This window comes from Flavobacterium humi, from assembly GCF_004745595.1.
In the GTDB taxonomy this organism is placed as follows: Bacteria; Bacteroidota; Bacteroidia; order Flavobacteriales; family Flavobacteriaceae; genus Flavobacterium; species Flavobacterium humi.
Map to the genome: position 1 here is coordinate 171,395 of NZ_SRLH01000008.1, position 24,925 is coordinate 196,319.

The following is a 24,925-nucleotide window of genomic DNA, read 5'->3' on the forward strand; positions in this document are numbered from 1 at the left end:
ATTATGAGAGATCGCTTTTTATATTACATTCTATTTGTAAGCCTGCTGGCGGCAAGCAGTTGTACAGAACCGTATGCCTTACAGACCAATACTTACGAGGATGCCCTTGTAGTAGAAGCTACCCTTACAAATGAATTTAAAAAACAGGAAATCAGGCTCACAAAAACAACACGGCTTGAAGAAAGCGCACCGGCCATTGAAACCGGAGCCATCGTTTTTGTAACCGACAACATGGGCAATTCGTATGATTTTGAAGAATCAAACGGAAAATACCTGTCCACCACAGAATTTGAAGCATTGCCAGGCAGGATTTATCAATTGCACATCACTACCGCCAATGGCAAATCGTATACCTCAACCCAGGAGAAACTCACTACGGTAAATGAAATGCAAAGTATTATTCCATCGGTTGTGACAAGAGACGGAGTGCGCGGTGTCGAGATGAACGTAAACAGCTACGACCCGACCAATACTTCAAAATACTACCGGTATGAGTACGAGGAAACCTATAAGATAATTGCCCCTCAATGGGATGATGAAAAAGCGATTTTAGCACCTCTTGTCCCTGGCCAGCCCCATCAGGGAATCCTTGTTGTCCCTAGGGTGGGAGAAACCAGGACTTGCTATACGACCAAAAATTCCGATGAGATACTGCTGGCCTCTACAACCGGGCTCTCCGAAGACAGGGTCACCTTCCCGATCCGTTTTATCAGCAACCAAAATTACATCATCACACACCGGTATAGCATTTTGGTCCGCCAATATGTTCAAAACCTGGCGGCTTATACCTTTTACAAAACATTGAAGAAAATCTCCGGCAACGGGAGCATCCTATCCCAAACCCAGCCCGGTTATTTTAACGGAAACCTGAAATGCACAGAGAACCCGGACGAAAAAGTCATTGGTTTTTTTGATGTCACTACTGTTTCGTCAAAAAGGATTTTCTTTAACTATTCCGATTTATTTCCGGGCGAACCCCTTCCTCCATATTTTACGGATTGTACGATACGGGAATTTAAATTTTGCTTTGACCAGACTGCAGATCCGGCCTGTAAAGGAGCTGCTTTAATTTCGATTGTAGGCTCCGGCGATTTAGTATATGTGGACAGCAGCGGAAATGATACTTTCTTTTATATGGTTGCCCCTCCATGCGGCGATTGTACCCGTTTTTCATCCAATATAAAACCTCCATTCTGGATTGATTAAAAAATAAAACCGATGAAACCACATTTTATCCATAAAATCACGATACTGCTCCTGTCCTGCCTGGCGGGAATTAGCTGTACGGAACCGTATGCCTTACAGACCAATACCTTTGAAGATGCGCTTGTCATTGAAGCTACCATAACCAATGAATTCAAAAAACAGGAAATCAAACTCTCCAGGACATACCGTTTCGAAGAGAACGGCCCTTCTTTTGAAGCCGGTGCCACCGTATACATCGACGACAACCAGGGCCATCAATATCCTTTTGAAGAAGTTTCGGGAAAATATGTCTCCACTTCCGAGTTCCAGGCATTGCCATCCAGGAATTACACCTTGCACATCACTACCAATGAAGGAAAAAGCTACAGTTCTGCTCCCGAAATGCTCACTGCTGTAAATGAAATACAAAGCATTGTTCCCGAAGTTGTTACCAAAGAAGGAATCCGGGGCGTCGAAATGAACGTAAACAGCTTCGATCCTAACAATACCTCCAAATATTACCGTTTCGAATATGAAGAAACCTATAAGATCATCACGCCGTTTTGGGATCCGGACAGGGCCATCGTTTTACCGCCTGCCGAAGAAGGAGGCCCTGAACAAATCGGGCTAATCCCAAGAGAAGGGGAATCGAAGGTATGCTACAGCACTGATCCTTCCAACAGCATTCTCTTGGCGAATACTTCCGGATTGAGCGAAGACAGGGTTCATTTCCCTATCCGCTTTATAAGCAATAAGAATTCGATCATTATGCACCGATACAGCATTTTAGTACGCCAATATGTGCAAAATCTGGCGGCTTATACGTATTATAAGACCATGAAGGAACTTTCGGGTTCAGGAAGCATTTTATCGCAGCACCAACCGGGATTTTTTAGCGGTAACATTCGTTCAGCAACTAATCCTGACGAAAAAATAATCGGTTTTTTTGATGTCAGTACGGTTTCGTCCAAACGGATATTCTTCAATTATGAGGACATCTTCCCGGGAGAACCGCAACCGCCTTATTTCGACCCTTGTGAAATCCGTGTCTGGGGCTTGTGCTTTGTTCCCGAGAACCCGGAATGCAAAGGCGCTCAATTACTTTCTGCCGTAAGGAGCAATACGCTGTTGTATTTGGATCACTATTACAATACGGCCGGAAACTATAATGTTTATAAAATGGTCCCTCCTGCCTGTGGTGACTGTACCACTTTTTCGTCTAACATAAAACCTTCATTTTGGATAGATTAACACACCGCGTGATTACCGTTTTCGTACTGTTGTATTCTTTTGCAATAGCCGCACAGGGAACCGTTTCTTCTAACAGCAACCTCAGTAACACTACTGGCGAGAGCTTGTTTGTCCATATAAACACCAGCACTTTCCTTACCGGCGAGACGCTTTATTACAAACTTTATTGTTTGAATCCGAAAGACAATACGCCCAGCCTGATCAGTAAAATTGGCTACATTGAATTAATAGACGCTAACAAACAAATTGTTTTCAAAAACAAGGCGTATTTGGACAAAGGCAAAGGTTATGGCGATTTCTTTATTCCAACCACACTCAAAACAGGGAATTACAAACTGATTGCCTATACGAAATGGATGCTCAACAAAGGGGAATCTCCCTATTACATTCTAGACATTACAATCATCAATCCTTTTACCGCTGATGAATCCGGCACTAAAGAATCTGGCGCCAGCACTGCGGTGGCAAAAAAAGACAGCCTAAAAACCGGGGCTCCGGCAATGGCACACACGACTTCTGAAAAGCCGCTGGTTTTGGAGCTTGATAAAAAAACGTATGCTAACAGGGAAAAAGTACAGCTTACCCTAAAATCATCATCCCCGGAATGGAAAACCGGAAACTATTCTGTCTCTATCCGGAAAACAGATGATTTGCCAATCCTAAAACAAAAAAACTCAGAAGAATTCGCCAGGGAGAAGCCGCTGGCCTCTATTGCCAATCCTTCAAATGCCGCATTCCTGCCGGAACTCAGGGGAGAATTTATTTCCGGAAAGATCATTTCGGCAAAAGGACAGGACGTCAGCAATAAACCGGTCTCTCTTTCGATTCCCGGGAAACCCTTTATTTTCAAGCTGATCAAAACCAATGCTCGGGGAGAATTCGCATTCATACTGGACAAAAACCCGGAAAACAGTTCTGCTGTCATACAAGTGGTAGATCCTTCAAAAGAAAACTTCAGCATTGTCCTGGACGATCCGGCTACAGTAGATGCGTCACGGTTGGAGTTCCTACCCGGATTTGAATTGCCTGCCATCCATAAGAAAGCAATAGAAGAGCGCTCGATAGCGGCACAGGTTGAAAATGCCTATTATTCCAAAAAGAAAGACACCATAGCACACCTATCAGATCCGGACATTTTTATGGGTTCGGATGCCAAAGAATATGTGCTTGACGACTATACCCGCTTCCCGACATTGAAGGAAACCGTCACCGAAGTCCTTATAGAATGCCATTCGAGAAGGAAAAACAACAAATTGATGATTTATTTATCCAATGACAAAATAAACCTGGACAATTACGGGCCGCCTTTGGTGCTTGTGGACGGGTTATTACTACAGGACACGAATGAGATTTTCGAATACAATGTGGCCAATATCCACAAAGTAAGCCTGATTAACCAGCCGTATATATATGGTCCGAAGACCTTTGGAGGAGTTATTAGTTTTGAAACGAAAACCGTTGATTTCCAAAGCAAATCGGAAGGGAGCTACAACAAGAAAACCACCCTTCTGATCCCTTCTTACGGAAAAAAATACTACGCTCCGGATTACCAGCCGGGCCATGATCTGAAAAGAATCCCGGACTACAGGTACCAGCTGCTCTGGAATCCGGAAATGACTGTAAAAAACAATGAAGAAGTGCTTACTTTCTTTACTTCCGATGTTACAGGGGAGTTTGAAATTACCATTGAAGGCTTTACAGACAGCGGAATGCCGGTATCATTACAGGAAAAATTCGAAGTAAAATAAAATAACTGTTTTTCCCACGCAACCTTTGTTTCTTTTTTTGACTATTGAATATAACCAGTTAAAAAAAGTAACAATGACAAAGGCAATACCGTTTTTCCGTTTATCATTACTCCTGTTTTTGGTATTTACCATCCATGGCTGCAGTGATTTAGATGATAATTTATGGAAGGAAGAATCCAATGAGATCCGGAAAGAAGATCTGATAGCGAAAGATTCCGAATTGTACAACCTGATCGCACAGGTAACAACCACTACAAACAATCCGATGGAGGATATTGTTTGCATTGATTTCGTTTATCCCCTGCAGCTGATTGTGTACGATGCAAATCTGGCTCCTATTACTACGGTTTCGATTATTGGCGATGCTAATTTCAGTGCTTTTTTAGGGAATTTGGCGCCGGACCAGTATATCAGTATCAGTTATCCGATGTCAACTACTTTAAGCAACGGAACCGTTTTTACGGTCAATAACAATACGGAACTGAAACTGGCCCTGGACAGCTGTACCGAAGAGGATATCCTCCTGCAATGCAACGGGATTTGCTCAGGCGGAGGCGGAGCCGGTTTTGGGAAATCCTTCTGGAAGGTCCCTTATACCGAAAACAGCGACAATACCTATACCAGCGGTGTTTTTAGCATGAACCCTGACGGAACGTTTACTTTTGAATATGATGACGCCAGTTATGCCGGGACCTGGAATTTCTTATTGATCAACCATGCGCTAAAAATCAATATCAATATGGAAGGCACTTCGGAAGTCGCACAATATTGGAATTTTAACGGCGGCGTCTCTTTAGGGCTCAATGAGATGTCCTTTTACAATCCGAACAGCGACAGCATCATCCGGATGGTGAAAGAATATGAATACACCACTCCTTACACCATTGGGGCAACTGGACCGGGCGGCGGGATTGTTTTTTATGACAAAGGATCGTACAGCAAAGGATGGCGCTATCTGGAAGCCGCTCCTTATGATACGTTTTATTTCGAATGGGGATGCTCCGGCTCTTCAATCCCAAAGGCCGAACACTCGGGAGTGGGCAGAGGGCTCTTCAATTCGGCGGCTATCGTGAATTACCACAACAGTTTGCAAAATTACTATACCAATCCGTCTGTGTGCAATGCGGCCAACAACGGAAGCGTCGTGGCCAAAAAAGCACTGCTTTTTACCAATAACAATCTTGGAGGCTGGTTTTTGCCTTCCCATGATGAGCTGGGCCTTTTGTACCAGAACCTGCATGCACAGGGATTGGGCAGCTTTGATAACGGGCTCTACTGGAGTGCAACCCAAACAGATGCCCTAAATGTTAAAGTGATTGATTTTGGCACCGGAAACAGCAACATCGCTCCTAAATTGCCACTTATAGAGAATGTAAAAGCCAGAGTTGTTAGGGCTTTCTAGCCTACTTATTTCTGCCTGCAAAACCGGGACAAAGGTTTTGCAGGCAGAGATATTTTCAATACGGCATGCATTCCTTGAAACATAGCATTATATTTAAACACTTTTTAAAAACAATTCTTTGGAATTAGACCAACTTATAAAAGGCTGCATCAAGCAGAACCGTAAGGCACAGGAAGAATTATACCACCGGTATAAGAAAGTCCTTTTTGTGCTGTGTCTCAAGTATTGTTCCAACGAAGCCGAAGCCGAAGACAACCTTCACAATGCCTTTATCGATATTTTTACCAACATCCGGAATTTTAACCATAAAGGCTCGTTTGAAGGCTGGATAAAAAGGATTACGATCAATAAGGCTATTGATAGTTATAAGAGGCATTTCCAGCTGGTTCCGATTAAAGATGATTTTACCCAGGAGATACAGGTTGATGAGGGTGAAATCGATTTTTCGCTGGACTCCATCTTACAACTGATACAGGAGTTGCCCAACCAATACCGCCTGGTTTTCTGCCTGTACGAATTGGATGATTACAGCCATCAGGAAATTGCTGAAATGTTGTCCATCTCAGAGAATACATCCAAATCCAACCTGCACAGGGCCAAAGTTATCCTGAAGGAGAAAATAAAAGCACAAAACGCATTCCATCATTATACGATACGACATGGAAAAAAATAAAGAAATAGGAAAAGCATTTAGGGAAAAACTCGATCAACTGGACCGGGTACCCAGCGATGCCTTGTGGTCAAAAATTGACAGCGACTTAGATTCGAAACAAAAAAAGAGACCTGTTTTCTGGTTCGTTCCATTATGGATTGTTTCCGGTTTGCTTTTGGGCGGCCTATTGTATACTTTTTACCTGGCGGAAAACAATTCGGATCCGGGAAGCTTGCAGCATAAAACTGTTCCGGGGGAAAACCAGCAAAGAAAAGAGCCACGGGCAGAAGGAAAAGAAGCATCTGCAGAAGCGAAAAAGGCAATTACAGAGCAGGAAAAGGCTTCGGGAGAAGGGAAAAAGGCTATTACAGCAGCGAAAAACACATTTACAGCTACAAAAAATGCTGCTACATCAGGAAAAAACACTTCTACAGCAGCAAAAAATACAATTACAGAGCAGGAAAAGGCTTCGGGAGAAGGGAAAAAGGCTATTACAGCAGCGAAAAACACATTTACAGCTACAAAAAATGCTGCTACATCAGGAAAAAACACTTCTGCAGCAGCGAAAAAAGCGCTTACCGAAAGAAACGGTTCAAAAACAACCCGCAGTTCTTCCGATAAAACCGTGCCTTATTCTGAAACGGTACGAACGGTCAAAAAAACAAAAAGGCTGGTCAAATCTACAGAGGAATATGATGAGTATGAAGTGGTTCAGAAGTACACCTATATTGTGAAAAAGAAAAAAAAGAATATCCGGGTTCCTGATAAAAAGCCACATTTTGTCACGAATAAGAAAAAGAAAACCTTTAGCCAGACCAAACCCAAAAACAAGCAGCTGCCTAAAACAACAAAGCAACCGGCAGAAAAAACCGTTCCCGTATTGGTGGGAAACGAACAAAAAGTGGCGGTGGCCGATGCGAAAACAGATTCTGTAGCAGTGGCGCCTGTTGTGGCAGTACTACCTAAAATTGTCCCTGAAAAAAAAGAAAAAAAACGAAGCCCGGAAGATAGTATTCCAGAGGAAAAGGAAAAAAAGCGCTTGTATATTACGCCTTATTTCAGCCCGACTTTATATGAAAGCTTTGCCAAAGGGAATTCGGTTTCGAGCCGATACCATGACGATCCCAAAAAAGCGGTCCTTACCTATAGTTTCGGTTGTTATGCACGGTGGATGTTCAGCCCCAAAGTAGGTTCCCGTTTGGGTATCGGGAAAACAAACCTGGAATATACTACCAATACCCACAAATCGAACAATTCGGTCATAGACCCCAAAAATATCAACCTGGCAGCCGGTGTAACGCCGGCAACTATCAATGCCACATTTGAAAATGACACCGAAGTGCTCCTGTCCCAAAAATTGAGCTATTATGAAGTACCGTTGGAAGCCTACTATGTTTTTTCGGACCGGAAAATAGGAATGGCCACTGCTTTCGGGCTCAGTTTTTTGATTTTGGATAAAAACGAGCTGACATTGCAATCCAATTCGGTCCGTGAATATACAATAGGCAGTGCCAAAAACATCCTGGACCAAAGTGTAACGGGCAACGTGAAGTTTATTTTCGATTATAAATTGTCAGATTCCTTTCAGCTGGAAGCCAGCCCGTCTTTCCAGTACCATTTCCTGGGATTTAAGAACGCTCCGGATTTCAAACCTTATATTTTTTCGTTGCAGGTAGGCTTTAGCTATAAATTGTAGTTGTTTGTTAGTTAAATAAAAAGCCCGTTCACTGGTTTGGAACGGGCTTTTGTACATTAGGCACTTAGGCTTTTTTGAGTAATATCTTCTCCTGCGTAAACTGGTAGGCGGCGTCCAGGAACTGTACCATTTTCCCCCAATTGCTATTGGGTTCAAAATAATTCTGGTATTGTTTGGACGTTTTGATGATTAATTTATTGCCGTTTAAAGTAGCTTCACTGATGAATTGCCCAGTCTCGTTGGAAACTTTCTTGTTCAGTTTTTCGATTCCTGAAACGGTATACCCGGCCGGGATGTCAAATATGATTTCGTTTTCGAAAGCCCTTGGGTACGACATATAAATGTTGTTCTTGCGTTCTTTTTCTTTTTTGTTGATCTCGATTTGGGAAGTAAGCATTTTGCCTATCTCCAGGATATAATTGTCCCCGGCTTTCTTGATCAGGTTATTTTTGATCAGGAATTCCTCTTCATAAACCATAGGCGATTTGCTGCCAAACCTTCCGGTATTTTTGATAACCAGCGAATGGTCTTCGATTTCGAAACCGTATTCGTTGGAAGTATTCTTTTTGAATTCCTCTTTCTGCCTGTCTTTCAGCTTATTGATCAGGGCATCGAATTCTTGCTGGTATTGTTTCTTTTTAGTTTTGTTTTTTACTTTTTCCAGCAAACGCACCGATTTGTATTTGTCGTAATCTTCATAAACATAATCGAAAAAGTAAAATTTATCTTTTTGCTCCGCCGGTTTAAATTGCCCGTAAAGCGATGATTCCCTTTTGATTTTCAAACCTGAGAAATCTTCATTGAAGGACAGGTTGGTAACTTCTTTGTTCACATTGTCCTTTACCGTTGTGGAAGGCAGTAAAATGCTTTCCGAATCGACAACTCTTTTGCCTTTTGAAACCTGGAGCGCATAGGCTTTGGTATTTTCCAGGTTGTAATTGAACTGGTCTGCGTTGGTAAAAGGAGTAAAAAATTCGAGGTAAATCGGGTTTGGTGTATTGATCTTTAGAAGCACCGTAACATTTTTCTGGATGAGCAGGTCATCGATCGAGCCATTATATCTTTCGGTACCGATAATGATGTCGTAATCGATTTTTTCATATTTTAAATACGCCATGAAATGATTGATAAATTCCCGTTCCGTCCTGAAGAATATCGGGTCGACATATAAGGCATAAGGCGAGAATATCTTCGCTTCATCGGCTACGAAAGCTTCAATATACTGGGTGAGGTAATTGTGCCTTGTAAAATAATACACTTCCCTGATTTTCTCTTCGTCATTGGCAAAAGTCTTGTCTTTGAGGAACATCCTAATGGTTGACAAATCCCCTTCCGGCCTGAATTTATCGTTATAATATTCAAAAATATCTTCTTTGGAAACTGTTTCTTTGATGATGCTTTCCTTTTTGGACAAAAAGGCATCGGCCCTTTCTTCAAACTTCCCTGAACGGGCAAAAAACACCTGGAATTTATAGCAGGGCATTTCGGCCAAAGGATTGAACCATTTCGGGAATTCATTCTTTTCGATGTCACGCGCTTCCAGTTCGTATTTCCTTTCCCCGCTTTTTTTGGTAGGAATTTCTTTTACCTTCGGGGCTCCGTTATAGGTATTGAAATTAACGAAGAAATCATTTTCGGTTTGGAAAACCAATTTCATTTCCATGGTTGGATAAATATCGCCAAGGGTTGTCTCTACTGGCTCGAAGCCCAATTCCAATGCAGATTTGAAAGGCTCCACAGAATAGAAATAATAATCGATTACATCCCCTACTTCAAGGTTTGCGATTGCGATTTTCTTTTCATTATCGGTTACTTTGGCTTCTTTTTCGACATCGATTTCAATCTCCTTGCCATCCGATTTTACAATTTTAACCCCAATGGTATTGGTTGCTTCTCTAAAAGAATAGCCTTTGTTGGAATAAAATTTGTCCTTGAACGAAAACTCCGAAAATTCTTTTACAGCCGCTGCATCTAACAATTTGATCCTTTTCCTGATCGCCGAAGTATAGGTCACACTAACCCCGAACTTATGGTAATCGTAAAATTCGTTCTTGTAGATAATGACCGCAGACTCGTTTTTCCATTTGTCGGGAACTGTATTAGCAGTCTTAAAATTGTCGGTTTTGCCCCAGAAAAATTCTTTTATTTCGGCTTTGTCCTGCGAAAAAACCTGTAGGGAAACCGATAAAAGCAATAGCGTAATTATTTTATTCATTATTTAGACAGCGTTATTTGTTGGTTATAATTATTGACAAGGTTTTTGATAAAAAGGTTCCATTTATCCATTTCGGAGGCTTTGATCACGCCGTTTTTGAACTGGAAGGACTTTTTGTACACGATGGCATTCCCGGTAATCTGGAAGGTAATGGCAATCTCGAAATCTGCTTCCTTAACCACCAGGTCCTGTGGCATTTTAGTGACTTTATACCCTTGAGGGATAGCCAGTGTGACTGTTGATTCGTAATCGGTTTTGTAATCAAACTCATAATCGGTCTTACGGTCTTTAAGTTCGAAATTCTTGTATTCGTTCATAAATTCAAGGTCAATGTAGATATCATTGTCAAAACCGGTCACTTTGTTGGCTACGGAAATATCATAGTCAATAGTCAGTTTCTGGTCGCGGTTTGTCAGGTCTGATGTTTTGATATTGTCTACGTTGATATTCTTGTCGCTTTTGGAAAGGTAATTCTCCAGGGTTTCGTTTTTCTTGTCGTTTTTGAAGGAATTGAAGATATACAGGAACTGAGCCGCACTTTCACCTTGGTAAGACCTGGAAACATTCCCTGTAAGTTTTTCATTTTCGATGGAAAGCGTCATTTTACGTATTTCTTTATTAAAACCCGGTGCAACAGCCGGCACTTTCTCGATTATGAATTTGTCTCCGTCTTCAATCATGACTTCCTTGTTCTGGATCCTTTCGGCATAATGCCCGAACGAATTGTATTTTTCGGTGCCGTCCAGGAAATATTTTTTCCCTTTATGAATCAGCGTGCAGATCATATGGTTATCCACAGCCAGTGAAGGCGTGGTGTAGTCGTAAGCGATGTGTTTGGTGCCAATCCAGGTAAGCCTTGCGTCAAAACCGGCCAGCGTGAGCATTTGCTTGATCAGGTTTGCCATTCCTTTGCAATCGCCGTATCTTTTCTGGAAAACATTATTCGATTCATCGGGTTTGAAACCGGCAATACCATCTTCAAAAGCAATATACCGGATATTGTCCTGGACCCAATAGTAGATGTTTTTTATTTTTTCTTCATCCGTTTTTGCTTTCGAAGTCAATTCGGTTACCTTATCCTTAAAAACCGATGTATCGTCTTTCATCAAATCAACCAGCGACTTATACCATTTGTACAGGTCTGCCGCCGAATTAAATAGCGTAATTTCTTTTCCGTTTTCTTTGAATGATTTGGCTATGATCAGGATATGCGGATACAGGTAACTTCTGCCCGGAGCGCTTTCCTCTTTATAATTGGCCGGGACGTTTTCCAGTACGAAAGTATATACGGTCGATTTTGTCTTAAGGTCTTTCTTTTGGGATTTGACGATCTTATTCCCTTGAAAATTAAACTCTTTCAATTCCAGCGTAAGCCAGTCCGGCACCGAAATATTGATTGTTTTTTTAATGACCGGAAATTCATCGTTAAAAAACAGGGACGTAAAATATTTCACATCCTCGTACTTTTTCTCCATTTCATACTTGTAAGTATACCCTTGGACCGGGAAATCGAAACTCACATGTTTAACGCGCGCATCGTTGTAGAACAAGTCATTGTCTTTGTAAAACTCATCCACAACGTTATAATTCGCGATCTTGTCGTTACGGTATTTGAGGTTGAAAGTCTCAATCCTGGATTCGCTGTCGTAAAACTCATATTTACTGATATCGGCGCGATGGTTGATATTCATCAATACTTCATTGATGGAATTGACAACCGTCACCTTTGATTTGTCCTTATTTAAACCGAAACTGATGTTTTCCTCGCTTTCCAGTATCGCAACATCATCCTTGGAATACGCATCCCGAAGGGTTTTCGCCTTCTTGACATCCTCGACTGTCGGCTCTACATTTTTCTGTGCAAACAACTGAGCGGCAAACAACAATGTAATTATCAGTTTAATAGGTAGCTTCATTATTGAGATTTTTCCGCAAACATACTAGATTTATTCAGTTTCAAAGAAATTTTAGTATAATTATTGATATTTTTTAACTTCTTTATCCTTTTTCGAGTCAATTCAGGATCGGATCCTAATTATTCCCTTCGTTCAAAAAACATGCCTAAGTTGTGGCGCCGGAAAATAACATCACCCGGAAAAGATATTATTCATTTTTTTTCATATTCTTGTAACTTTTTTGCAACTCATTACGTATAACCAATTCACACACTTTAAATTTAAGGAGAAACTTACATGAGACAACTTAAAATTACCAAGCAGGTAACTAATCGTGAAACTGCATCGTTAGACAAATATTTACAGGAAATTGGAAAAGTTGACCTTATTACAGCCGATGAAGAAGTAGAATTGGCACAACGTATCAAGGCTGGAGATCAACGTGCCCTTGAGAAATTAACCAAAGCCAATTTACGTTTCGTTGTTTCGGTAGCAAAACAATATCAGAACCAGGGATTGACTCTTCCGGATTTAATTAATGAAGGGAATTTAGGACTTATAAAAGCGGCGCAGCGTTTTGACGAAACCCGTGGTTTCAAATTTATCTCGTATGCGGTATGGTGGATCCGTCAGTCTATTTTGCAGGCTTTGGCAGAACAGTCACGTATTGTCCGTTTGCCTTTGAATAAGATCGGTTCTATCAATAAAATCAATAAAATGTACGCTTTATTGGAGCAGTCCAACGAGCGTGCCCCTTCGGCGGAAGAAATCGCAAAAGAGCTGGACATGACTGTTAATGACGTAAAAGAGAGCATGAAAAACTCCGGCCGTCACCTGTCTATGGATGCTCCGCTTGTAGAAGGAGAAGATTCGAACCTATACGACGTATTGCGTTCCGGGGAATCCCCAAATCCAGACCGTGAGCTGATCCACGAATCATTGCGTACTGAAATTGAGCGCTCTTTGGAAACATTGACACCAAGAGAAGCAGATGTGGTGCGTTTGTATTTCGGTTTAGGCGACCAGCATCCGATGACTTTGGAAGAAATCGGCGAAACTTTTGATTTGACCCGCGAGCGTGTGCGCCAGATCAAGGAAAAAGCGATCCGCAGATTGAAACATACCTCAAGAAGTAAAATTTTAAAAACATATTTAGGATAATCCTAATTACGGCAACAACAGTCCAAGACTGTTCGTTTTTTGATTGATGATTGAAACTCCGGCTGATTACCGGAGTTTTACTTTTTCAGTAAAAATCCGGTCAGTTCGAGCTTTGCTCTCGGGTTCTCGGAGTTTTACTTTTTCAGTAATATAGCAACTTTCCTCTTTTGGGCGTGACCCTCAAAAAAATCGGGTCGTGCTTTGCGCTGCAATCTTTTCCTTTTTAAAGAAAAAAGAAAAAGGATTTCCGCTACAATCACTCACGCAAACCTAAATTTTGCAAAATATTGGTTATTCCTTTCAAAATAAAGTACTTTTGCACAACAAACAACAACACAATGAAGAATACTATCATAGCACCGTCAGTGCTTGCGGCAGATTTTGCCAACTTACAACGCGATATTGAAATGATCAACCAGAGCCAGGCCGACTGGTTTCACATTGACGTCATGGACGGATTGTTCGTGCCTAACATTTCGTATGGGATGCCGGTAATCGAAGCCATTAAAAAACATGCCACAAAACCATTGGATGTCCATCTGATGATTGAAAAACCGGAACGCTATATTGAAACTTTCGCCAAAATAGGCGCTGACATCATTACCGTACATTATGAAGCGACAGTACATTTGCACCGTACACTGGCGCAGATAAAAAACGCAGGTTGCAAGGCGGGCGTTGTTTTAAACCTGTCCACTCCGGTATCTGTCCTGGAAGATATTTTGCCGGAATGCTATATGGTTTTGATCATGTCTATCAATCCGGGGTTCGGAGGCCAGAAATTTGAAGAAATGACCTACGAAAAAGTACGCAAGCTTCGTAAGATGATTACAGAACAAAACCTAGATACATTAATCGAGATCGATGGTGGCGTGACCAATAAAAATGCAAAACAGCTCATAGAAGCGGGCGCAGATGCCCTGGTAGCCGGAAGCTATATTTTCAATGCTGAAAATCCGGTGGAGACCATTGCCGACCTAAAGAAAATCACCTCTTTATAAAACCAAAAACTCCCTGGCAACCAGGGAGTTTTTTTATTTTAAAATTGTATGTTTCCTGTTATTTCATGTAAGGCGACTTCGGATATTTTCGCCTGGAACCTGGCATTGCTATTCCTAGCAACTGCCGTGATGTAGTTTTGCTGGGCACTTCTAAATTCTAAAGTAGAAATAGTCCCGATCCTAAATTTTTCCAGTGTAATCTCCAGGTTTCTCTTGGCTATAGCTTCATTGCTTTCCTCGAGTTTCACTAATTCTACATTGGTCAGGTACGTTTGGAAAGCCGTTGCCAGCTGGGCATTGATGGTTAATTTCTGCTGTTCTATGGCCAGGCTGGAATTTTCAATTTGCATTTTGGCAATCCTTACATTCCTGTTTTGCTGGAACCCGTTAAAGATGTTCATCGTAGCGGAAACTCCGTAGTTAAATCCGCGGCTGGATGATTGAGAGGTAAACCCCAGGCTCGATTCGGTTTCATTGAACATATATCCGGCATTCAGCCTAATGGTCGGGTAACGGTTTGCCTGCACCTGTTTGAGGTCCAGTTCCACAACTCTTTTGTTTATCAGTGCCAGCTGTAATTGCGGGTTTTGTTTTTCGACCAAAGCATTCAAATCGGCCAGTTGCAGTTTGTCATTCAGGACTACTTCTTCCACAACACTGAAATTAGTGGTCAAATCCCTGGCCATAAGTTCGTTCAGCCTGATTTTAGCCGTTTCAAAGAATTCCTTCTGCTTGACCAGGTTTGAAGTATCGGTATTTAAATCAACCTGCGCATTGAGTACTTCCAATTTGGCAGCTTTTCCGATAGTAAATCGGTTTTCAGCCGTTTTCAGCCGCTGCTTCGAAATAACGATCGTGGTATCCAAGGCCTTGAGCAATTCTTGTTGCTGCACCAAATCATAGTAAGCGGTCATTACATCGCCAACCTTGGTCAGGATGGTCATTTTAAGTTCTGTCTCGCCTTGTTTCTGCAATTCCTTCAGCTGGTCGTAACGGGCAAACATCCGCAAGCCGTCAAAAACGGTCCAGCCTAAGGTAACGCCATAGTTCAAACTGTTATTTTTGGCATTGTCCAATTCGCGGACTTCTCCGTTGGATTGTGTTTGTTTTGAGTTTTGGATGTTGTTGCTTTGCGTCAGTGTGGCGTCTAATTTAGGTAACATCCCGGCATTGGCAACACTCACGCCCATAGAATCGATTTTTACCGCATTGGACGCTATTTTGATGTCGTAATTGTTCTTTAAGGCGATAGTTATCGCGTCTTCTACTGTCAGGATTTCCTGGGCCTGGGCTTCGGCAAAAACGACAAGTAGCATTAAAAGTTGAAACAGGATTTTTTTCATATTATTCTTCCTTTTCATATTCGTTAATATGGTCAAATTCCGGCCTGTGTTTTTTCTCCCTGGACCACATAAAATAAATAGCCGGTATGATAAACAATGTCAGCAGTAATGAAAACAGGGTTCCGCCCACAATGACAACTCCCATGCCTATCCTGCTGGTTGAGGCGGCTCCTAATGACAAGGCAATAGGCAATGCCCCCAAAGCAATGGCCAAACTGGTCATTAAGATAGGACGCAAACGGGATTCGGCCGCTTCCATAATAGCCTGGTATTTTGATTTGCCCTGCTCACGGAGCTGGTTCGCAAATTCGACGATTAAAATTCCATTTTTCGTGACCAGACCAATAAGCATAATGGTTCCGATCTGACTGAAAATATTCCATGTCTGGCCAAAAAGCCACAAGGAGAATAACGCTCCGGCAACAGCCATCGGTACGGTCAGGATAATAATAAACGGATCGATAAAACTTTCGAATTGAGCGGCTAAAATCAGGAATATCAACAGCAATGCCAATCCGAAGGCAAAAGAAGTATTGGAGCTGCTTTCCACAAAATCACGGGATTCGCCACTTAAATCTGTGGTAAAACTATCATCCAGCACTTTTGTCTTGATTCTTTCCATGGCATCGATACCGTCACTGATACTTTTTCCGGGAGCCAGTCCGGCAGAAACAGTAGCAGACATATAACGGTTATTGTGGTACAATTGCGGTGGGCTGCTCTGCTCTTCGACGGAAACCACATTATCAAGCTGGATCAATTGCCCGGTTTTATTCTTCACGAAAATAGACGTCAGGTCCATAGGTGCATTCCGGTCTTTCTTATCAAACTGTCCCATAACCTGGTACTGTTTGCCATTCATCATAAAATACCCAAAACGCTGCCCGCTTAAGGAAAGTTGCAGTGTCTGGGCCACGTCAATTACGGAAACCCCTAAACTCTGGGCTTTTTCCCTATCGATAGTGACATGGATTTCCGGTTTGTTGAATTTTAAATTCACATCCGAATTGGAGAATGTTTCGTCTTTTGAAACTTCGTCCATAAATTGCGGGATTTTCTCTTCGAGTTTTTTGAAATTAGGTGCCTGGATGACAAACTGGATAGGCATTCCTCCCCTTCTGTTTACAGCAATGGTAGGAGATTCGGAAACGGAAACCTTCGCTTCAGAATATTGTTTGGTCCATTTGGTCAGGTTCTCGGCAATTTCCTTCTGGCTGTGCTTCCTTTCGTCCGGCTGTACCAAGGAAATCCTGGCACGGCCCGTATTGGTCGCGGAAGAACCGAACCCTGGAGACGTAATAATCAAACTTACCTTTTTCTCCGGGATGGAATCATTGATCAATTGTGTCAATTCGGTCATGAACCTGTCCATATAATCATAGGAAGCGCCTTCCGGTGCCGTAACATTTACACCTATAAAACTTCTGTCATCGTAAGGAGCCGTTTCTTTTTGTATGGAAGTGAAAAATAAAATGATCAATCCAACACAACCTACAAGAATAGGGAAACTCAGCCATTTCCGTTTCATGAAGCCTTCCAGTGCCTCAGCGTAGGACGTATTCATTTTTTGAAAATACGGTTCGGTCAAATCGTATATTTTTGATTTTTTCTGTTCGCCGCCTTTCATCAGGTAGGCATTCAGCATCGGGGTAAGTGTAAGGGAAACAAAGGCCGAAATCAATACGGCGGCTCCAATGACCACTCCAAACTCCCTAAAAAGCCTTCCCACGAAACCTTCCAGGAAAATAACCGGCAAAAATACCGCTGCCAAGGTTATCGAAATGGAAATTACCGCAAAGAAAATCTCGTTTGAACCTTTGATGGCTGCTTCGATAGGTGACATGCCTTCTTCTACTTTTTTGAAAATATTCTCGGTTACCACAATCCCGTCATCCACCACAAGGCCGGTTGCCAGGACGATAGCCAGCAATGTCAGTACATTTACCGAAAACCCGCATAAATACATGATAAAAAAGGTAGCGATCAATGATACCGGAATATCAATCAGCGGCCGGAATGCAATAGCCCAGTCGCGGAAGAAAACATAAATAATCAATACAACCAGGATGATGGACAGCAGTAAGGTCTCGGCTACTTCAAATACCGCTTTTTTTACAAAAACAGTGTTGTCTATGGCTATATTGAGTTTGAAATCTTTCGGCAGGTCTTTTTTTAACTGATCGTATTGTTCGTAAAATTTTTCGGCTATATCCAGGTAATTTGTCCCCGGCTGCGGAATAATCGCCATCCCAACCATTGGCTGCCCGGAATCTGACAATTTGGTTTCCAGGTTTTCGGCCTCTAAAGACGCTTTCCCGACATCGCTTAAATGAACGATTTTATCGCCTTCGGCACGGATAATTATAGCATTGAATCCTTCTTCAGTAGTGATGCTTCCCATTGTTTTAACCGTTAATTCGGTATTGGCTCCGGTTAATTTCCCGGAAGGAAGTTCTACGTTTTGCTTGTTCAGCGCTTCGCGGACATCTGCCACCGTGCAACCGTAAGAAGCCAGTTTTACAGGATCGATCCACAACCGCATGGCATATTTCCGCTGGCCCCAAATCTGGACACTGCTCACGCCCGGAATGGTCTGCAGGCGCTGCGCAATGACATTATCGGCGTAGTCGGAAAGTTCCAGTACATTTTTGTTGTCACTCTGGACGGTCATGGTAATGATCGGTTCGGAATCAGCATCTGCTTTAGAAACCACAGGCGGTGCGTCAATATCCTGCGGCAAACTCCTCACTGCCTGTGAAACTTTGTCACGGACATCATTGGCAGCTTCCTCCAGGTTTTTGTCCAGGTTGAATTCAATGGTGATGTTGCTTCGCCCCTGGTTGCTGGAAGAGGTTATGTTCCGGATCCCATCAATAGAATTAACCGCTTTTTCTAAAGGTTCGGTAATCTGTGATTCGATAATATCGGCATTGGCCCCGGAATAATTTGTCTGTACCGAAATTTGCGCCGGATCAATAGACGGGAATTCGCGGACACCCAAAAAAGTATACCCGATAATCCCGAAAAGGATCAGCATCAGGTTGAGCACTATGGTGAGGACCGGTCTTTTTATGCTTATAGTGGATAAACTCATTTCCGTATCTTACTTTATAGTTACTTTTACCGGCGAATCATCTTTCAAAGTCATTACACCGCTGGTAAGCAGCGTGTCGCCGGGTTTTAATCCCGAAAGCACCAAAACGTCCTTATCGGTCCTGGCACCTGTTTCGACCATGATTTCTTTGGCTTTGCCATGAAGGGAAACAAATACTTTTTTCCCATTCTGCACAGGGATCAACGCCTCTGTTGGAATTAAGAGCGCATCGTTTATTTTATCTAATGGCAACATCACATTGGCGAAGGTCCCCGGAATTAGTTTCCCATGAGCGTTTTCGGCAATGGCGCGCATTTTTAAAGTCCTGGTTTCGACTTCGATTTCCGGTTCTATAGCATAAATTTTTGCCGAATAGGTCTCTCTTGAACCTGCCACTGTAAAAGAAAGCAATGTATTGACTTTCATTTGTGCCGCATATTTTTCAGGGATCGAAAACGTAATTTTTACTTGTGAGGTATTGACCAGGTTGGCTACGACAGAAGTTGGGGTCGCATAAGCTCCTTTGGAAATGGAACGCAGGCCTATTTTCCCTGAAAAGGGTGCCCTAACCGATGTTTTTGCAATTTGGGCCTGGATTAATTGGGTTTGGGCCTGGGCGGAACGAAAATCGGCGCTGGCAATATCGTATTCTTCCTGGCTGATGGCTTCTTTTTGGAGCAGCAAGCGTGCCCTTCTTTCATTTTCCGAAGCCAAAGCCTGTTTTGTCCTAGCTTGCGAAAGCTGGGCGCGAAGTTCCAGATCGTTGATTTTAAGGAGCTGCTGCCCTTTTGAAACAACCGTTCCTTCTTCAAAATTAATGCTTTCTACAATTCCTGAAACTTCACTGCGGATTTCCACCTGTTCTTTAGCGTCAATGGAACCCGAAAGCGAAAGGTTATCCGAAAAAACACTGGTTTTCAAAACCACTCCGGTCACTTTTGCCGGTTTTTTATCTCCTCCTCCTTTGCCTTTCCCGTTACTTTCTTCCTTTCCTTTATTTTCAGATATCCTGTAAAAAATCATCGCTCCTAAAACTATTGCCAGTAGTAGGTAAATACTATTCTTTAATTTCATAATGGCCTTTATGTAATGTTATTGCAAACTATAAGATTATACAACAAAACTAATTTTTAATATCCATTATAGCTAAAGATTGCCTTTTATTTAACACTAAATTCAGAAATTGTACTTAAATGATTTATTCTTTATAATTGATCATCCGCTTGACATTTTGGTACAGTTCCGGGAAATACTGTTTGAACTTTTCAGGGGTTTCGAAAAAGTGTTCCAGGATAACGGCAATAAACTCCAGCTGGTTGGAAAAAGCATAATCCCTAAAATAACCGGATTGAAGCAATCGGTCGTGGTTTGGTTTGTGGTTGACTTCCCTTAACAGTTTTTCATAATTGACCCTATACAGTATGGAAGAGATGCTGGTGTTCTGCAGGCATTGGAAATGCAGGGTATGGGAAAACTCATGCAAGCCCAGGTTCAGGTTATCGTTTTCAAATTCAAATCCTTCCTCAAAATGCTTCCAGGAAAAAACCAGGGTTTTCAGCCTTGGATTGAACTCTCCTTTATGATAGGCCTTATTGGTCTGCGAATAGTAAATATCGGGGTACAGGATTATTCTATCGAAAACAGTATACCGGTATTTTTGCATCCCGAAAGTCAACATGGTGGAAGTCGCCGCGATTTTAACCTTCATTTCATCAGTGACCACTAATCCTTCCCTTCCGTAAAAAGGGTATTTTTCGAGAAAAACAGCCACACGGTGTTCAAAAAAGGTTTGCTCGTTTTGGGGTAGTTTTTTAAAGAATTCGAACTTTCCCTTCAAAATAACAAGTTGGTTTTCAGGTAATTTTTTTAAATTCAAATACAAATGGACAAAAAACGGTTTCTGGAAAATAGTGCCGTATACGCTTTCCAATACCAGGTAAAAAGAACCGAAAAAGAAAATCATCGTCGTTAAGATGAGAAGCAATGCAATAATTATGACCATTATATTGTCCATCATGAGGGGTTCTTGTATTGCTTGTTCTCAAAATCCTTTCCGAAATTCCGGGAGGGAAGCAAAAATATGATCGCTAATATAAAGTTTATTCCCGAAAGTAAAAACGCAGCATCAAATATTGCGTAACCTTGTATAAAAAGAAGGCAATAAAAAAAGCATCCGTAATCAGGATGCTTTTTTGTATTCTTACATGGCTGTGATGATAAATTCGCTTCTTCTGTTGAGCTGGTGCTCTTCTTCAGAACAATCCACACCGTCAGCGCATCGGTTTATCAGTTGTGATTCGCCATAACCTTTTCCTGTAATCCTATCGGATGAAATTCCGTTTTTAACCATCCAGTCGATAGTGGCTTTTGCCCTTTTATCGGATAGTTTCTGGTTGTATTCATTCGTTTGGCGGCTGTCAGTATGGGACCTTACATCAATTTTCATGGTCGGGTTCTCTTTCATTACTTCGACGATTTTGGCCAAATCAACAGCGGCATCTTTACGTATCACAGCTTTATCCAAGTCGAAATAAATAATCTTGATATCGAATGTTTTGGCTAAATCCGAACCAACGGTCACTTCCTTGATTTTCTTTTCCAAAGCTATCGGCAAATTGGTTTTCCCGGTAACATTCGGGATTTCAACCGGTGCTTCCTTGGTATTATAGTTTTCTTTTTCAGCCCTTACGTAATATTTCTTTCCGCCGGTAACATCAAAATGATACCCGCCATCCTTATCGGAAACGGCTTTTCCTGTTTCATTAAAATTGGCATCAAAGAGCGTAACCGGAGCATTGCTCAATATTTCTTTGGTTTCCATATCTGTAATCTGGCCTTCGAGTTCTTGCTTGATTTCAAATGACAATGGTTTTTTCTCTTCAAAGAAATAAATGTCATCGAATCCTTTCCCATTTTCCCTGTTAGAGGAGAAATAACCTTTTTTGGTCGTATTATCGATAATGAAGGCGAAATCGTCCAGGTTGCCGTTTACCGGCGCACCGATATTCAGTATTTGGCCCGGCATTCCGTTTTCATCCAATTTGGTGACGAAAATATCCAGCCCGCCCAATCCCTGGTGCCCGTCTGTGGCAAAATACAATTCGTTGTCCTTGGTAATGAAAGGAAATGTTTCACGCGCTTCGGTATTAATAGTACCGGTTAAGTTTTGTGGTACACCGTACGTATCGTTTTCCAGGATGGCTACTTTGAACAAATCCGATTGGCCTTTGGTCCCGGGCATATTCGAAGCAAAATACAATGTTTTTTCATCAGGGCTCAATGCCGGATGCGCCACACTGTAATTGTCACTGTTAAACGGAAGTTCCTTGATATCAATCCATTTACCGTCTGCCAAGGTTGCTTTATAAAGTTTTAAGAGGATGACACTGTTCTCATCCGTACCCGTTTTCCTTTTGTTGAAATTATTCCGGGTAAAATATACCGTTTTCAAATCTTTTGTAAAAACCGGCGTATCCTCATTGAATTTGGAATTGATGGTTTTGGAAAATTTCTCAGGATGGGACAACTCGCCTTCTTCATTTCTAGAAGCTACATATAGGTTTGTGAAGGAATGGTTGGTCCATTTGGTTTTCACTTTGGCAAAACCGATTGTATCCCTTGAAGTCGAAAACAATATTTTATCGCCATAAAAAGAAGTCCCGTAATCCGACATTCTTGAATTTATCCCGGTAGCTTTAATCTCATACCGGCCCGAATTCTTAGCAATGATATCGAGATAGTTTTTTTCATTGCTGTATTGGTTCCCACGGATGTCCGCAGCAGCCATTTGATGGAATTTGTCAAGGTATTCATTGGCCTTGGCATAATTTTCAACAGCTTTCAGAGTGATGGAATACCGGTAATAGTATTCCGGATCCACTTTTTCGTTCAACGCAAATAATTCCGTATACCATTTGTTCGCCTCTTTAAGTTTCGCATTGAAAAAATAAGAATTTCCCAGTTTTTGAAACAAGTCTACTGATTTATATCCTTTATTGGCTACTTTTTCATACGTGGCAATAGCATCAACATAGGCCAAATCTGCGTATTTTTTATCCCCTTTCTCTATCTTTTTTGTTTGTGAATGACCTTCAATGGCGAGAGAAACTACGAGTAAGATATATATAATTTTTTTCATACTGTGCATTTTTAGAAGAACCTCGGTGAAACCACTTTTTTATATTTTTTGAACAATTCATACCTCAAAAACACCTCATGCGATCCCGAGTTGAAATTACCCAGCCTGCTTGTATCTTTATCGTACGCATACCCTATCAGCCAGGAATCCGAAAGCTGGAAACCTGCCATACCACTAACTGCTGCGCTCCACCTGTAAGCAGCACCTATGGAGAATTTCTCAAAAAACCAGAAACTGGCCGACAAATCCACCTGCAAAGGAGCTCCTTTAACAATTTTGGTCAAAACTGCTGGTTTGAATTGCAGGTCTTCACTTAAATCAAATACATGGCCGGCAATCGCATGGAAATGCATCCTGTCGCTGGCAACATACTGAATATCATTATCATAGTAGCTATTCTCGAGCATATAAGGAATCGACAATCCGATATATGTTTTATTCGAATACCAATACACACCGGCACCCACATTAGGCGTAAACCTATTGTCAATGTTCTTTCTGTTCAGGTTGTCGCTAGGGTTGAATATCTTCAATTTGTTAAAATCGACATTAAAGAAATCCGCAGAACCTTTTACACCAAAAGCCAGCTTGAAATTTTCCGAAGTCGGAATAGTATAGCTAAGGTCTATGGAAACCACATTTTCATCTGAAGGCCCCAATTTATCGTTAACCACAGAAAACCCCAATCCGAAATTGCTGTTGTCTCCTAACGGAGAATGAATGGTAAGCGTATTGGTCACCGGAGCTCCTTCCAGCCCAACCCATTGGTTCCTATGCATTACCAAAGCACTTAAAGCACCTCTGGATCCTGCATATCCGGGATTTATATTAGCAGTATTGTACATATATTGTGTGTACTGAGCTTCTTGTTGCGCACTTGCCAAAGCGCTAATTAAAAAGAATCCGAATATTAAAAATTTTAATTTCATATTTTCTATTTTAAAATTTCCCCAAATTTACAAATCCGGGGAAATCATATTTACCTGTTAATATACAAATAACCTGATTTTTCTTTTGCTTCACCTGTAGGTTTTTTATATCTTAAAATATAATAATAAGTCCCTTCCGGTAAATTTTCAAGCCTGTTGACTGTTACGCGTCCTTCAGAGACGCCTCTAAATGCTTTATCAGTATTGTTATAACCTGCCACTTCATATACTAAAACACCCCATCTGTTGTAAATTTCAACGGTATTGTCAGGATATTTATTTATACCGTCAATAAAGAACACTTCGTTATCACCATCTCCATTTGGAGTTACATGGTTGTATATGTCGATATCCTCGTTAGTATTTACGATAATCGTTACAGTCGCAGTATCGCAATTCGCCGGAACCGCTCCATTTTCACAAATTTGATAGGTTATGGTATATGTTCCTGCCGGAGTTCCAGGCAATACATTTACGCTTCCATCAGGATTTAAGATGATCTGGCCTGTAGGATCTGGTGTCACTACTGTGAGCGTCACTTGCGTCAGATTAGTAGGATCTCCGCTTAAAGTATCGTTATCCAATACATTAAGAATACCGGTAACTCCTGTAGATCCCGCTGTTGTGGTTTCTTCGTCATCGTCTGCATCAATTGGATTTAACACAATCACCGTAGCGGTAGCCGTATCACAATTCGCAGGAACAATAGAAAGTCCTGTTGCCGGATCTGCTTCGCACAGTTGGTACGTGATAACATAGGTTCCTGATGGTGTATTCGCTGCCACAGAAACAATTCCGTCAGCATCCACACTTAGTGGGCCTGCCGCTGCCGGAGTGACATTCGTGTTGGCAATCGTTACCGGATTTCCGTTTAGGGTGTCGTTGCCGATCACACTGCCTGGAAGGATCGTCACTGCCGAGCCGGAGCTTACCGTCACAGCTGGATCGATTACTGCATCAATTACATTATTCACAATCACCGTTGCGGTAGCCGTATCACAATTCGCCGGAACAATAGAAAGTCCTGTCGCCGGATCTGCTTCGCACAGTTGGTATGTAATGACATAGGTTCCTGATGGTGTATTCGCTGCCACAGAAACAATTCCGTCAGCATCCACGCTTAGTGGGCCTGCCGCTGCTGGGGTTACATTTGTATTGGTAGTCGTTACCGGGTTTCCGTTTAGGGTGTCGTTGCCGATCACACTGCCTGGAAGG

Annotated in this window: 17 protein-coding genes; 8 read left to right on the forward strand and 9 right to left on the reverse strand. The window is 41.8% G+C overall.

Features of this window, described 5'->3' with window-relative positions; genetic code table 11:
* The first annotated feature begins 3 nt into the window (after window positions 1–3).
* The 6 genes from E4635_RS14305 (at window position 4) to E4635_RS14330 (ending at window position 7,934) form a co-directional block, all read left to right on the forward strand.
* Complete coding sequence (locus tag E4635_RS14305) at window positions 4–1,206, forward strand: DUF4249 domain-containing protein (protein WP_135527385.1); 1,203 nt, start codon at window positions 4–6, stop codon at window positions 1,204–1,206.
* A gap of 12 nt (window positions 1,207–1,218) precedes the next feature.
* Window positions 1,219–2,436: a DUF4249 domain-containing protein gene (locus E4635_RS14310; protein ID WP_135527386.1), complete on the forward strand. Its 1,218-nt coding sequence runs from the start codon at window positions 1,219–1,221 to the stop codon at window positions 2,434–2,436.
* Window positions 2,424–4,184 carry a hypothetical protein gene (locus E4635_RS14315; protein ID WP_135527387.1) on the forward strand — a complete coding sequence of 587 codons (1,761 nt, stop codon included), beginning with the start codon at window positions 2,424–2,426 and terminating at the stop codon, window positions 4,182–4,184. Before E4635_RS14310 ends, E4635_RS14315 begins: the two co-directional genes overlap by 13 nt.
* 73 nt (window positions 4,185–4,257) lie before the next feature.
* Entirely contained in the window at window positions 4,258–5,586 is a 1,329-nt protein-coding gene (locus E4635_RS14320; RefSeq protein ID WP_135527388.1) for a hypothetical protein, read from the forward strand.
* A 118-nt stretch (window positions 5,587–5,704) separates the two neighbouring features.
* Window positions 5,705–6,259: an RNA polymerase sigma factor gene (locus E4635_RS14325; RefSeq protein ID WP_135527389.1), complete on the forward strand. Its 555-nt coding sequence runs from the start codon at window positions 5,705–5,707 to the stop codon at window positions 6,257–6,259.
* A complete protein-coding gene (locus E4635_RS14330) occupies window positions 6,246–7,934 on the forward strand; it encodes a hypothetical protein (RefSeq protein WP_135527390.1) in 1,689 nt (562 codons plus the stop codon). The genes E4635_RS14325 and E4635_RS14330 overlap by 14 nt, the downstream gene beginning before the upstream one ends.
* 64 nt (window positions 7,935–7,998) lie before the next feature.
* On the opposite strand, the gene E4635_RS14335 is transcribed toward E4635_RS14330, so the two are convergent.
* Window positions 7,999–10,149, reverse strand: a complete 2,151-nt coding sequence (locus tag E4635_RS14335) for a DUF3857 domain-containing protein (protein WP_135527391.1) — start codon at window positions 10,147–10,149, stop codon at window positions 7,999–8,001.
* The gene (locus E4635_RS14340; protein ID WP_135527392.1) at window positions 10,149–12,065 is read right to left on the reverse strand and encodes a transglutaminase-like domain-containing protein; all 1,917 of its coding nucleotides are present in this window, start codon (window positions 12,063–12,065) and stop codon (window positions 10,149–10,151) included. The genes E4635_RS14335 and E4635_RS14340 overlap by 1 nt, the downstream gene beginning before the upstream one ends.
* A gap of 276 nt (window positions 12,066–12,341) precedes the next feature.
* Between E4635_RS14340 and E4635_RS14345 the strand changes: the two genes are divergently transcribed.
* Window positions 12,342–13,205, forward strand: a complete 864-nt coding sequence (locus tag E4635_RS14345; protein WP_026711939.1) for a sigma-70 family RNA polymerase sigma factor — start codon at window positions 12,342–12,344, stop codon at window positions 13,203–13,205.
* Window positions 13,206–13,543: 338 nt separating this feature from the next.
* Window positions 13,544–14,206 (forward strand): ribulose-phosphate 3-epimerase, encoded by a 663-nt coding sequence (gene rpe, locus E4635_RS14350; RefSeq protein ID WP_135527393.1) that lies wholly within the window; start codon window positions 13,544–13,546, stop codon window positions 14,204–14,206.
* Between the two features lie 38 nt (window positions 14,207–14,244).
* Here the strand turns inward: rpe and E4635_RS14355 are convergent, their stop codons facing one another.
* The 7 genes from E4635_RS14355 to E4635_RS14385 form a co-directional block, all read right to left on the reverse strand.
* On the reverse strand, window positions 14,245–15,549 hold the full coding sequence (locus E4635_RS14355) for a TolC family protein (RefSeq protein WP_135527394.1): 1,305 nt from the start codon (window positions 15,547–15,549) through the stop codon (window positions 14,245–14,247).
* Between the two features lies 1 nt (window position 15,550).
* Window positions 15,551–18,643: an efflux RND transporter permease subunit gene (locus E4635_RS14360; protein WP_135527395.1), complete on the reverse strand. Its 3,093-nt coding sequence runs from the start codon at window positions 18,641–18,643 to the stop codon at window positions 15,551–15,553.
* A 9-nt stretch (window positions 18,644–18,652) separates the two neighbouring features.
* Window positions 18,653–19,717, reverse strand: a complete 1,065-nt coding sequence (locus E4635_RS14365) for an efflux RND transporter periplasmic adaptor subunit (RefSeq protein WP_135527396.1) — start codon at window positions 19,715–19,717, stop codon at window positions 18,653–18,655.
* Window positions 19,718–19,841: 124 nt separating this feature from the next.
* Window positions 19,842–20,660 carry a zinc-dependent peptidase gene (locus E4635_RS14370; RefSeq protein ID WP_135527397.1) on the reverse strand — a complete coding sequence of 273 codons (819 nt, stop codon included), beginning with the start codon at window positions 20,658–20,660 and terminating at the stop codon, window positions 19,842–19,844.
* A gap of 183 nt (window positions 20,661–20,843) precedes the next feature.
* Window positions 20,844–22,781 carry an OmpA family protein gene (locus E4635_RS14375; protein WP_135527398.1) on the reverse strand — a complete coding sequence of 646 codons (1,938 nt, stop codon included), beginning with the start codon at window positions 22,779–22,781 and terminating at the stop codon, window positions 20,844–20,846.
* An 11-nt stretch (window positions 22,782–22,792) separates the two neighbouring features.
* On the reverse strand, window positions 22,793–23,710 hold the full coding sequence (locus E4635_RS14380) for a PorP/SprF family type IX secretion system membrane protein (RefSeq protein ID WP_135527399.1): 918 nt from the start codon (window positions 23,708–23,710) through the stop codon (window positions 22,793–22,795).
* A gap of 50 nt (window positions 23,711–23,760) precedes the next feature.
* Window positions 23,761–24,925, reverse strand: a 1,165-nt coding sequence (locus tag E4635_RS14385; RefSeq protein ID WP_135527400.1) for a T9SS type B sorting domain-containing protein, incomplete at its 5' end; no start/stop codon positions are given.

Excerpts from the sequence above, each read along its gene's own strand:
- E4635_RS14305 (WP_135527385.1), top strand. The coding sequence starts at position 4 with ATGAGAGATCGCTTTTTATATTACATTCTATTTGTAAGCCTGCTGGCG.
- E4635_RS14310 (WP_135527386.1), top strand. The coding sequence starts at position 1,219 with ATGAAACCACATTTTATCCATAAAATCACGATACTGCTCCTGTCCTGC.
- E4635_RS14320 (WP_135527388.1), top strand. The coding sequence starts at position 4,258 with ATGACAAAGGCAATACCGTTTTTCCGTTTATCATTACTCCTGTTTTTG.
- E4635_RS14330 (WP_135527390.1), top strand. The coding sequence starts at position 6,246 with ATGGAAAAAAATAAAGAAATAGGAAAAGCATTTAGGGAAAAACTCGAT.
- E4635_RS14335 (WP_135527391.1), bottom strand. The coding sequence starts at position 10,149 with ATGAATAAAATAATTACGCTATTGCTTTTATCGGTTTCCCTACAGGTT.
- E4635_RS14340 (WP_135527392.1), bottom strand. The coding sequence starts at position 12,065 with ATGAAGCTACCTATTAAACTGATAATTACATTGTTGTTTGCCGCTCAG.
- E4635_RS14345 (WP_026711939.1), top strand. The coding sequence starts at position 12,342 with ATGAGACAACTTAAAATTACCAAGCAGGTAACTAATCGTGAAACTGCA.
- rpe (WP_135527393.1), top strand. The coding sequence starts at position 13,544 with ATGAAGAATACTATCATAGCACCGTCAGTGCTTGCGGCAGATTTTGCC.
- E4635_RS14355 (WP_135527394.1), bottom strand. The coding sequence starts at position 15,549 with ATGAAAAAAATCCTGTTTCAACTTTTAATGCTACTTGTCGTTTTTGCC.
- E4635_RS14360 (WP_135527395.1), bottom strand. The coding sequence starts at position 18,643 with ATGAGTTTATCCACTATAAGCATAAAAAGACCGGTCCTCACCATAGTG.
- E4635_RS14365 (WP_135527396.1), bottom strand. The coding sequence starts at position 19,717 with ATGAAATTAAAGAATAGTATTTACCTACTACTGGCAATAGTTTTAGGA.
- E4635_RS14370 (WP_135527397.1), bottom strand. The coding sequence starts at position 20,660 with ATGATGGACAATATAATGGTCATAATTATTGCATTGCTTCTCATCTTA.
- E4635_RS14375 (WP_135527398.1), bottom strand. The coding sequence starts at position 22,781 with ATGAAAAAAATTATATATATCTTACTCGTAGTTTCTCTCGCCATTGAA.
- E4635_RS14380 (WP_135527399.1), bottom strand. The coding sequence starts at position 23,710 with ATGAAATTAAAATTTTTAATATTCGGATTCTTTTTAATTAGCGCTTTG.